The sequence below is a fragment of the uncultured Traorella sp. genome, assembly GCF_944327115.1.
Classification (GTDB): domain Bacteria; phylum Bacillota_I; class Bacilli_A; order Erysipelotrichales; family Erysipelotrichaceae; genus Traorella.
Map to the genome: position 1 here is coordinate 1 of NZ_CALVGS010000092.1, position 9,921 is coordinate 9,921.

General features: G+C 37.1%; 14 protein-coding genes and 1 pseudogene. All 15 read right to left on the reverse strand.

The features are described 5' to 3' along the window. Nucleotides 1–86: 86 nt before the first annotated feature. On the reverse strand, nucleotides 87–1,517 hold the full coding sequence (locus tag Q0K35_RS08360; RefSeq protein ID WP_294562211.1) for a phage tail tape measure protein: 1,431 nt from the start codon (nucleotides 1,515–1,517) through the stop codon (nucleotides 87–89). A 4-nt stretch (nucleotides 1,518–1,521) separates the two neighbouring features. Continuing rightward, entirely contained in the window at nucleotides 1,522–2,124 is a 603-nt protein-coding gene (locus tag Q0K35_RS08365) for a Gp15 family bacteriophage protein (RefSeq protein WP_294562212.1), read from the reverse strand. Continuing rightward, on the reverse strand, nucleotides 2,121–2,510 hold the full coding sequence (locus Q0K35_RS08370) for a hypothetical protein (RefSeq protein ID WP_294562213.1): 390 nt from the start codon (nucleotides 2,508–2,510) through the stop codon (nucleotides 2,121–2,123). The genes Q0K35_RS08365 and Q0K35_RS08370 overlap by 4 nt, the downstream gene beginning before the upstream one ends. Nucleotides 2,511–2,542: 32 nt before the next feature. Next, a complete protein-coding gene (locus Q0K35_RS08375; protein WP_294562215.1) occupies nucleotides 2,543–3,025 on the reverse strand; it encodes a hypothetical protein in 483 nt (160 codons plus the stop codon). Nucleotides 3,026–3,029: 4 nt separating this feature from the next. After that, nucleotides 3,030–3,422, reverse strand: a complete 393-nt coding sequence (locus Q0K35_RS08380) for a hypothetical protein (RefSeq protein ID WP_294562216.1) — start codon at nucleotides 3,420–3,422, stop codon at nucleotides 3,030–3,032. Beyond that, nucleotides 3,419–3,769: a minor capsid protein gene (locus Q0K35_RS08385; protein ID WP_294562218.1), complete on the reverse strand. Its 351-nt coding sequence runs from the start codon at nucleotides 3,767–3,769 to the stop codon at nucleotides 3,419–3,421. Before Q0K35_RS08385 ends, Q0K35_RS08380 begins: the two co-directional genes overlap by 4 nt. Beyond that, the gene (locus Q0K35_RS08390; RefSeq protein WP_294562219.1) at nucleotides 3,769–4,095 is read right to left on the reverse strand and encodes a putative minor capsid protein; all 327 of its coding nucleotides are present in this window, start codon (nucleotides 4,093–4,095) and stop codon (nucleotides 3,769–3,771) included. The genes Q0K35_RS08385 and Q0K35_RS08390 overlap by 1 nt, the downstream gene beginning before the upstream one ends. Next, the gene (locus tag Q0K35_RS08395; protein ID WP_294562220.1) at nucleotides 4,083–4,511 is read right to left on the reverse strand and encodes a hypothetical protein; all 429 of its coding nucleotides are present in this window, start codon (nucleotides 4,509–4,511) and stop codon (nucleotides 4,083–4,085) included. Before Q0K35_RS08395 ends, Q0K35_RS08390 begins: the two co-directional genes overlap by 13 nt. A gap of 16 nt (nucleotides 4,512–4,527) precedes the next feature. Then, nucleotides 4,528–5,712, reverse strand: a complete 1,185-nt coding sequence (locus Q0K35_RS08400) for a hypothetical protein (protein WP_294562221.1) — start codon at nucleotides 5,710–5,712, stop codon at nucleotides 4,528–4,530. A 6-nt stretch (nucleotides 5,713–5,718) separates the two neighbouring features. After that, a complete protein-coding gene (locus tag Q0K35_RS08405) occupies nucleotides 5,719–6,216 on the reverse strand; it encodes a hypothetical protein (RefSeq protein ID WP_294562222.1) in 498 nt (165 codons plus the stop codon). 138 nt (nucleotides 6,217–6,354) lie between these two features. Further along, nucleotides 6,355–6,807, reverse strand: coding sequence for a ferritin-like domain-containing protein (locus Q0K35_RS08410; RefSeq protein ID WP_294562223.1), 453 nt, complete (start codon nucleotides 6,805–6,807; stop codon nucleotides 6,355–6,357). Continuing rightward, nucleotides 6,737–6,922 carry a hypothetical protein gene (locus tag Q0K35_RS08415; RefSeq protein WP_294562224.1) on the reverse strand — a complete coding sequence of 62 codons (186 nt, stop codon included), beginning with the start codon at nucleotides 6,920–6,922 and terminating at the stop codon, nucleotides 6,737–6,739. The genes Q0K35_RS08410 and Q0K35_RS08415 overlap by 71 nt, the downstream gene beginning before the upstream one ends. Then, nucleotides 6,919–8,115, reverse strand: a complete 1,197-nt coding sequence (locus tag Q0K35_RS08420; protein ID WP_294562226.1) for a phage minor capsid protein — start codon at nucleotides 8,113–8,115, stop codon at nucleotides 6,919–6,921. The genes Q0K35_RS08415 and Q0K35_RS08420 overlap by 4 nt, the downstream gene beginning before the upstream one ends. Then, nucleotides 8,112–9,728 (reverse strand): phage portal protein, encoded by a 1,617-nt coding sequence (locus tag Q0K35_RS08425; RefSeq protein WP_294562227.1) that lies wholly within the window; start codon nucleotides 9,726–9,728, stop codon nucleotides 8,112–8,114. The genes Q0K35_RS08420 and Q0K35_RS08425 overlap by 4 nt, the downstream gene beginning before the upstream one ends. Nucleotides 9,729–9,737: 9 nt before the next feature. After that, nucleotides 9,738–9,921 (reverse strand): annotated as a pseudogene (locus tag Q0K35_RS08430) (PBSX family phage terminase large subunit); the annotation flags it as partial.

Genomic DNA, 9,921 nt, shown 5'->3' on the forward strand with positions numbered 1-9,921 from the left:
CCCAAAAAGTACAAATTACTATTCACTTTTCAAAGAACAGCTCCAGCTAACATACAAAATTAGAAATTTTATATTTTCAAACTTTTTCATCTAAATCTCTTGATTTTTATATAGTTAGCTCCTTGTAGTGTTTCAACAAATGAATTAAATGACTGCATGGCATTACCAATATAAAAAGAAAACAATTCTTCAAAATTTACGATATTGGAAATCCAATCAACTGTTGTATTTATTACATCAGAAATCACACCGATGATCTCTGCCAAAGCGCCAATCAAAACATTTAAAATAGGCAATAATAATTCACCAATCGGCACAAGCAACATTTCAATATTACGTTTCAATGATTCAATCTGTGCATTGACACCACCACTCATGGTACCTTCGACTTCTTCCATTGTGCCATTCACATCAGCAAATGTATCGCCAACAGAAACTAAAGATTCTACAAACTTTGCATTTGCATCTTCACCCATCGTTCCAAATGCAGTCGCACTCATGGTCAATTTATCCTGCTCACTTGTGCAATTCTGTATATCTTCAACAATCGAATCAATTACATCTTTTTGTGTTGCTTCACCATTCTGCCATTGTTTAAAGACTTCCTGTGTCTTTTCACTATACATATCAAGGCTTTCTTCAATCGTACCATCAGCAAGTCGAGTGGTAATCTCATTGATTGCATCATTTACTTTATCAAGGTTATATGCTCCACCTTGTGTTCCATTTTTCAAAAGCTGGAAATAATCTTTAGCAGAATAACCAGCCTGTGCAAATTTACCTGCATATTCTGATATATTGTCACCCAATTCATCAGTGTAATTTAAACCATTCTGTGCGCCACTGGCCATTAAATCCATAGCTTCTTCTGCACTCAATCCAAACTGTGTCATTAACTGATCCATACCTCTTAAAGATTCATTCAAATCCATATCAAAGGTATCTCTCAATGTTAAAGCACCTTCTGTGAGGCTTTGTAGGCTTTCATCATCTATATCATCAAACTGCAATTTGATACTAGATACTGCATTTGCTACATCTTCAAAGGATTCACCATAATTGCTCGCATATATTTCCTCCATCATAGTCTGATACTTATCAAGTTCCTCACCTGCTATACCAGTCTGTGCAGAGAATTTATTCACGGAATCCTGTACATCAGATGCCATTTTTACAGCCGCTGAACCAATAGCTGTAATTCCTGCAACCAACCCAGCTTTAGCTAATGTACTTGCTGATATTCCTATACCTTCAGTCAATGTATCGAAACCTTCAAGTACACCATCTTTCATTCCACCGGAGCTTCCTTTTATTTTTTCAAAAGCACTGGAAAAGAAACCTGAAACCTTATTGGTACTTTCTTTCGCATCCTGTACAACTTCCTTGTTATCCTGCTTTTGAGCATCAGAAGCCTCTTCGGAAGATTTCTTGATCTTCGATTCGGTTTTCTTCATATCAGATGATACTTGCGAATCATCTACCTCTACTTTATAGACGACTTTTCCATCTTCTGCCATGCCATCACCTCTTTTCTGCTATTCCTTTTAAAGCATCAAATAAACCATTGAGGTTATCTGCAAATTGTTTTTCTCTTTCTTCCTGTGACATTTCAAGCTGATATTCAGCCTTTAATCTCATCAATCTCATTCGCTCATCAGCATTATATTTTGTAGGTTTAGGTATTGGTTTTTGCCGTATATCTATGATCTGCATGATCTTCGTATCATTGCTTAGACCATTGAATAAAGATAAAAACTGCCACCAATGAAGATTAACTTTAAATAAATCAATTCCATAGCACTGGTAAAAACCTGCATAGATGTATCTTGAATCCTGCTCAAAATCTACCACTTTTTGCGACTTGCCTTTTTTCTTCTTGTCATTTAAAAGATCAAACACTTCGACGACCATCTGACATTTAAAAAAGATGTCTTTTTTCCTAGCTTTGAATCTCGACCAACTCGTAAACAAACATTCATAGATGATCATGATCTTTTCAATATCCTCAAGATCTTTATCCTGCATGATGTCATAACACGCTAGAATTCCACGAAAAGAAGCTCTAAATTTATAGAATTTTCCATCTAATTCAATAGAACAAGGTAATTCTTCATACAATTTCATATGAATCTACGCTTTGTGTTTTTCTTCATCAAAGCTATCTTTTCTTTTCTTGCCTTAGCAAACATTGGAGTTACCACATCACGAATGAAAGGCATAATGTCTATTAACATTGATGTGTAGTCATCATCATAAAAAGCTATGATCTCGTTTGTCTGTTTCTCACCAAAGATAAGCACGAACAAAGACACGATTGCTTCACCTAATGCTTTACTATCAACTTCATTCTTTGACGCTTTTGTCAAAAAGATTTCCAGCTTCCTGCTTGCACTCGTGTAGGCTTTCATCTTCTCTGTGATATTCATTTCAACATTTACGACAAGCTCTTTGTCTTTATACTCAATCAGAAGCGTTTCTTTTAGATTTTCCTGTCTTTTTATCCTATACATTTATTCCCCTTCTTTCTAAAAAAAGGCAGGTTTTACCCTGCCCCAACAGTTCCCTGCGACAACGTAGGTGCACCATTAAATGCAAACTCAACACTGATCGCCGATCCATCAGTCGTAGCACCGCTAAATTCTTGGATATTCTGCATAGTCACATTTGCAGTAATCACAGAAGTAGATTCACCATCATCATTCACACGTGTAATTCTCAACTGGGTTTCTCTATCAACAAGTGTTTTATATTTAGTGCCAAAGATGTAATCCTGTGCGGTATCGCCAATGATTCTAACACCTGTTAATGTAACTACTGGTGCCATTCCTGTCACATAGTTATTTGCAAAACCTTTCTGGCATAAAAAGAAATACTGCTGTACTGCCTCATTTAATGCTTCGCTAATGTTATTAAACCCTGCACAAAGAGGTGTCCATGTTTCGGAAGCACCGCTCGGAGTTGTGTTAATATCTAACTGTATTTTATAAGTGACTAATAAATTCGGCTGATTTTCCATTGCTGGCATTTTCTCACTCTCCTCTCATATAAAATCGAATCCTTAACGAACTGCCATATATCCACTGATCATTTTCCTGCCTCCCTATCAATCTAGGACCCGCAACTGTTGAAATATCATAGATTTGATAATTCGAATCAGACGGATAATCTTTTCTTCTTGTAAGCAATGTATGAATCCTGCTCAATGCTTCAAATACTGTTAATTGATCAGCATTTTTTCCATTTAAAGCAATGATCCATTCCATGTCGGTGTTTTTATCCAAAAAAGCTCTTGATGTAGCAGGTGTAGGAAGTACACATATTCCATTCGCCGGTACATTAGACCCAACCACAATACGTGCATAAGGCTTTGTTTCTTCCATCAATTCAATAACAGAATTTAAAACATCACTATATACGCTCATTTCATGCCTCTCTCAAACGCTTTCTGTGCAGTCTGATCTATTTCTTCTCTACCATTTTTAACGCCTTCTTCCGCCCAAAAAGCACTTGCTAAAGGGTTTCTATCCTTAGAAAAATTTCTGTCAACTCCATAATAATTTTCTGCGGCATAATCCTTACCCCATATAGCCTCGCCATCTTCGGGTTTTGAATCACGATAAGCACTGGCTTTTAGATCACCTGTATCTTCCGGACAATAAATATTTCCATATGTGATGACTGCTTCTGTCACGTGAATCTTTAATTCCTTTGATCCAGCTTCAATTCTTTTCTTGATATTTTTAAAATCGGTCGTTACCTTAACACTCATTAAACAAGTCCTAATTCGTAATGATGTGGCTTTCCTGTATCATCGGGTACTAAATCAACCATTTCCACTGTATAGACATCTCCGCTATACTCCACTTTCATTGATGCACCGACACCATTCGCCACCCTTTCCAATCCCCAAATATCAATACTAGGTTTTGAAAGCCTGCAATCATAAAAAAGAATCGATCTAAGCACTACTTCTGTATTGTCTGTTGACTTGATCACCTCATTGGTGTTCTGCATATGCACCTTTGACAAAGAATAATCTGTATAAGCTGGCTTTTGATAAATATCTATTGTAGTCGGTACTTTTAAGACCGCCACGTCGGTAAGTAACCGACTAGGAATGGGTCTGAGAATACGCCAACACTCCTATTCAATAATCCTGTCTGTTCAAGTAAAGCAATTACTGCTGGACTTACGGCATTTGCCATTCTTCCACCATCAGCTTTTACTCCTTCCCCAACAGAAACCTTGCCAACTGTAAATCCTTGTCCTGCCTGTCCCGTATATGAAATATCTAAACCATAATATCCATAATAAGCACACTGCATTGCACACGCTTTTTTGAATAATTCTTGAATCCAAGCAGGAAACGAGGTTAACCCTCGTTTCGCTACTTGATATCTTGTCAATGAATCAACAATATCACAAGCAGGACCGACAACCTGCTCAAATGTTTCTTCATCTAATTGGTTACCTAAATAACCCTTAAAAAAGGCATAATCTATGTATGCCATATAATCACCCCCTTAATTAGGAAGCCTTAACGATTGTTGCATTGCCTTCTGCTACTGCAAATGCTCCATTTCCTTTAGTCGTGTTAACTAAGCATACCGTTACATTCGTTTCAGATGTTACATCAACTACTCCATCGGCTGGTAAATCTTCCCAAGATGATAAATCCTGTCCATAAGTGATAGATGGATCTGCACTATTTAACTGATATACCAACTTCTGACCTAATACTGGTTTCTCTGCTACTGCAATCACTGATTCACCACTTGACGCACCAGCAACAGATGTCACTGTAAGAGTTCCTACAACTGGCTCACCGATATTAGCAAGAACACCGCAACGTCTTTTATTCAACGTAAATATATCATAATAATATCTTTCATAATACAACCATTTGCCCTTAGACTGAGCAGATGGTGGTGACATCATAGATGTGTCATAAATAATTGGTGCAATTACTGCCATAGGATCAACCAACAATAAATTGATCTGTTTAGCAGACGATCCAATCACCCATCCAGTAGTGAAATCATAAATCGTCTTCATCATATCAGATGGCACTTCTTTGATAACAATTCCGTCCAATTTTCCAACATTTCGATCTACATTTCTAACGCCTGTACCAGCATCAAGGAAACGAGTAATTCCAGCAGCTTCTTTCAATAATTTATAAACACTAGGTGTCATATAAGCAATAAGCCGATCACGATTGATACGCTGATTTACCATGTATTCCAAATAACCATCCCATGTTTCTAAGATGTTATCCTTCGTTAAAGTGGTATTATCAACTGTACCAAATGACTGTGCAAATCCTGCTAATTTAGAAGCACAATAAGCATCCTGTTCAGGCACTTTTTGGAATTCATTGAACGTCTTGGTGATGTTTGCAATAGTGACTACTTGATTTGTTTCTTTAATATCCATTGGGTCAACGAGTGTATCCCATTCACGATCCATGCTCATTGTCACTGCCTGATACTCATTATCGAAATTTCGATTGAATACTCCATCAATATGATCACGATTAACCGCTCTTGCGCCAGTCGTAGTCATTGACGGGATCATAACTGTTTTCCCATTTACTGGCTTGTATTTCTGACTGTTAGGTCCTGTCCAAACTTCTGGGAAATACGATAAATAAGGGTACGCATTTGCTAAATCTCTCGCATACTCAACTGCATAATTAATAGGTTCTGCCATTCTTTATCACTCCTTCTTCTGTGGCACAAAACCCCAAACGGAACCAAACGTCGGCTGATCTTTACCTGTTGGCATACCACTATGCATTTCTGATCCAAATTGAGGTTTTCTTTCTTCTTCTGCATTAAACATGTCTGCATAATCTGCCTTCATTGCATTTAACTGCTCATCTAAATCCTTTTCAGAATCCAATTTTGCAAGAAGCATTTCTGCATACTTTTCATTTTTCACACCTTTGTCAGTTAAATTTCTGATGGCATCCTTTTTCTCATATTCCTGTAACTTCTCTGACATTGTTTTATACTCATCAGAATCTTTAAAACCTTTAGGTGCATCTTTGAGTGCTTCATTGATTGCGTTGGTTTTCAACGTTTCAGCTTCTTCTTTATCAATCATGTTCGCTGTGCTAGCTCCAAACGCTGTCATGATCGCTTCCAACTTTTCATCCGTTGTTCCTTCACCTTCCAATGTTGCTCTTACAAATTTTCTTGTTAGTTTTGCCATAATTTCCTCCTATTGCTATATGACTGCGACCCACTAACAGGTCGAATGCCTTCATTTACGGGTGTAGACGTCCCCGAATGCCTTTCTGTCACGCTGTAAGACGTCAGCGCATATAAAAAGCGTGATCACTCACGCTTTTTAATCATCTTCATCAACAATATTTGGTAATGCAGTAGGTTCTCCAATGTATCTCTGAAACTTATATTCTGCTTCTTTACGCAAATAATAGATATATTCATCTAACTTACTTTGAATATCTGATGAAACTTCATCATTTGCAATTGTCATTAATTCTATTGCTTTGATATAGCCGTCATAAGCCAACTTAATACTGTCATGACCATCTCTAGCCATTACAGGTAATAGATCACTCTGATAAGCCAATACAGCGCTCTGAATTGATGGCTGAACGAAACCTAACGGAATACCTCTTTCAATAAGATCATCGGCCATCTTTGATATTGCACTATATCCATCTTCTAATTCTTTATGAATTGTAAAGAATCCATGTCCAACGACATTATAATGAAGTGTTTTCAGATTCTGATACAAGATCATCAGATACGCTGTCATGTTCTCGTAATTCTTCATCCTTATCCTCCTTTCTCAATGACTTTACATATTCATCGTGGGTCATTGTAAATCCACATTTAAAACAATGAACACCATCTTTATCACCCATAAAAACATGCTTTTTACATCTCATTTCTTTTCCTCCTTCAACTGAATGACCTGTTCTCTGTCATATCTTCTTGTACGACCAGTTTCTTTTATGAAACTTCTCATCTTTGCCTGCTTATCCTTAACCTTCTGCTTTGCCTTTTCATCATCAATACCAGCCTTTTTTAAAGCAATTTCTTCTGTCTTTGCTTTTCTTATCTCTCTTTCAATCGCTCTCTGTTGCTGGGATTCTTGATAAATACGATCATTCTCTTTTTTCTCTTCTTTTGTCAAAGGCTTAGCAACAAGATTTGACACCTTTGGAATAAAAGGTGATGGATTATGTCCACAATTGATTCCAAACAATCCAGCAGGCTCACCATAACTGGTCGAAGATAGAGGCTTGAATCTATGCTTCTTTCCAAAAGCATCTTCAACTGTTCCACTTCTTCCCGATGTGGAAAATATCTTTCCTTGATATGGCGCACATAGAGGCCTTGCCCCTGCGTGTTTATCCACTTGAATAAGATCATTACCATAATCCTCATTTCGCTTATTGACTGTTTCAATAGCCATGTTGTGAACGTTGGTTCGTGAATACATATTCGCATAGGCTTCTGCACTCCATTTACGCCCTGCTTTATCTACAAATGCTGGTATATTTTCTTCGATCATCTGCCTTATAGTTTCTGTGACTGCTTCCTGCCTTGCCTGCCCCTCTAATGTCTTTCTAACTGCATCATCAAGTATTTCATACATCCTGCCTGTTTTCTGATTATACTTGACCACAACATTTGTAATCGCCTTATTAAAAGACTGATTCACACCATTCACCATCTCGGAATTCATATTGGCAAATGTCTTGGCAAACTCCTGCTTTTTTATCTTCTTCAAATCATTTAACGAAAGACTGCTAGCCACATCACTAGCTACCGAAAGCATCCCAGCTTCTGCACCTTTTTTTAACGCCGGCTCTACCTCTTTTAAAGATTCATCAACTGTTTCATTCAACGCATGATTTATCAGTCTTAAATACGGATATCCTTTCTGAATATTCCGTACCATTTTTAAAAGAATCTGAATCTGTTTGATCTTCTTTTCTTGCCATACATCAATAGGTTCATCTATATCCTGCCCTATAAACTCTGCCATTAGGATAAGAATCTCATTTGACATATCTCCATACATCTGTTCAAAAGGTTCTGCAATCTTCAAGATATCCTCTTTTGTAATGATCATTCTTCGCCACCCATAAAGAATTCATCTACTGCCTGTGTATTCACACTAGATTCATTTCTAATGCGCTCTAACTCCTTCTTAGCTTCTTCTTCGGTCATTCCTAATATCTTAGTCATATATGTAAGTTTCGACATCACACCATTATTCATGAGCATGATACCCTCATTGATATTGGTCTGCCTATCCTGCAAGATTGAATCATCAAATACAACATTGATCTCATACTCACCTACGTCTTTAAGATTCAATCCATTGAATTTAACATCATATAATTTCGCTACTTCAATAATCCCTTTAATGATCTTTTCAATAGCATATTTCACCTGTAACTGGTTAGCTTTAATGGTTTTATACGTTTTTGAATTTTCTGAAATGATTTCAGTTGCAGTTTTCAATCCCTGTGCCTGATCAAATGTAAACGTTCCAGCACTGAATCCTAACTGTAAACATAATGTATTCAATAAAGCATTGATTGCACTGATATGTTCTTCAACTCTCAACTCAACTGTATTATCTTGAATTTTCAACTGTTCTGCATCATCAGTAGAAAACGCTTCATAAACCTCATCTGTTGCATCAAAATATCTTATCATCTGCCCTGTGACTGGGTCTGTGATCTGTCTAATACAACTGGCAGGTACAATAATTCTTCTTTTTCCTAATATAAATTCACGTCTGAAAGAATCATAACAAACATCTAACGAATGTAATGTAGCCAACGCATTAGCATAAATTGATACTCCCAATGGCGAATTATCGTCAATATTATTTGCAATAGCAGTCCTGTAATAAGCAAATAAGCTCTCATCAATTCCTTCGATTGATGTTTCCGGATTCAAGAATGGATAAATCTCACTTAATGGATATCTAAAACCCAAAATGTCTTGAGGCTCTATTGTACCATCATTGTTTTTGACCTCTCTTTTTTCTGCTCTGAACATTTCATTTTCAATATAATACGTTTCACCATCCCATCTGTGCCATTCAAGACGAGTGTAGTAATATCCATCTTTTGCCTGTCTTGAAATAAATACACCTTCTGTAACTTGTGCATTATCCCAAGAAGTAGGCACAAACTGATCAGCCATGCAATATCCCAAAACAATCTTCCCAGTGTTAGGAACAGGATTCCCTTTTGAATCATGCTTTTCTTCATACCAAACCTTTAAAGCACCGCCACCTAATGCCATGCTTTGCTCAATATGTTCCTGCATTTTGGTATTAAAGGCATTATCTTTTAATACCTTTTGAACAAAATCATCCAGCGGATCCGTCTTCCCTTCTTCCAATTCAATTCCACTTGAAACATGAACTTCACATTGCTCACTCCATATAAGACCTGCCAATTCAGCACAGATTGCCTTTTCAATGTTCATCGGCTCTATCTCTCTTTTATTATTAGGATTATCTATTGTAGGAGCTGGAATCAAATGCCAAGGCTTATAGAACCCTTTGTACAAATACTTCCAAATAAAAATCCCAAAATAATAAAACTGATTAAATGAAGGTACACCGCCCAATTCAAATATATCCTTAAACTCCTTCGCCATGCCTAAATCTGCTCCTGTTCTCTGCATGAAACCTCTCACCGCCTTCTTTACTCTTTCAAACATCTAATCACCTCACAAAACATATCGCTTGTAAAAGTAGTTATTCGCATATCGTGCCTCATCCATAGCATGGTTATAAGCATCTATTGGCTTTCCATTATCGTCCACACAATACATGCCTATCTCTTTTAAGAAATCACCACACCCGAACGATTCATCATTCACAACAAAAAAGCGCCCATCAGTGATAGCGCTC

What these genes read in the sequence shown, in the direction of transcription:
- Q0K35_RS08360 (WP_294562211.1), bottom strand. Translation starts at nt 1,517, where the DNA reads ATGGCAGAAGATGGAAAAGTCGTCTATAAAGTAGAGGTAGATGATTCG.
- Q0K35_RS08365 (WP_294562212.1), bottom strand. Translation starts at nt 2,124, where the DNA reads ATGAAATTGTATGAAGAATTACCTTGTTCTATTGAATTAGATGGAAAA.
- Q0K35_RS08370 (WP_294562213.1), bottom strand. Translation starts at nt 2,510, where the DNA reads ATGTATAGGATAAAAAGACAGGAAAATCTAAAAGAAACGCTTCTGATT.
- Q0K35_RS08375 (WP_294562215.1), bottom strand. Translation starts at nt 3,025, where the DNA reads ATGCCAGCAATGGAAAATCAGCCGAATTTATTAGTCACTTATAAAATA.
- Q0K35_RS08380 (WP_294562216.1), bottom strand. Translation starts at nt 3,422, where the DNA reads ATGAGCGTATATAGTGATGTTTTAAATTCTGTTATTGAATTGATGGAA.
- Q0K35_RS08385 (WP_294562218.1), bottom strand. Translation starts at nt 3,769, where the DNA reads ATGAGTGTTAAGGTAACGACCGATTTTAAAAATATCAAGAAAAGAATT.
- Q0K35_RS08395 (WP_294562220.1), bottom strand. Translation starts at nt 4,511, where the DNA reads ATGGCATACATAGATTATGCCTTTTTTAAGGGTTATTTAGGTAACCAA.
- Q0K35_RS08400 (WP_294562221.1), bottom strand. Translation starts at nt 5,712, where the DNA reads ATGGCAGAACCTATTAATTATGCAGTTGAGTATGCGAGAGATTTAGCA.
- Q0K35_RS08405 (WP_294562222.1), bottom strand. Translation starts at nt 6,216, where the DNA reads ATGGCAAAACTAACAAGAAAATTTGTAAGAGCAACATTGGAAGGTGAA.
- Q0K35_RS08410 (WP_294562223.1), bottom strand. Translation starts at nt 6,807, where the DNA reads ATGAAGAATTACGAGAACATGACAGCGTATCTGATGATCTTGTATCAG.
- Q0K35_RS08415 (WP_294562224.1), bottom strand. Translation starts at nt 6,922, where the DNA reads ATGAGATGTAAAAAGCATGTTTTTATGGGTGATAAAGATGGTGTTCAT.
- Q0K35_RS08420 (WP_294562226.1), bottom strand. Translation starts at nt 8,115, where the DNA reads ATGATCATTACAAAAGAGGATATCTTGAAGATTGCAGAACCTTTTGAA.
- Q0K35_RS08425 (WP_294562227.1), bottom strand. Translation starts at nt 9,728, where the DNA reads ATGTTTGAAAGAGTAAAGAAGGCGGTGAGAGGTTTCATGCAGAGAACA.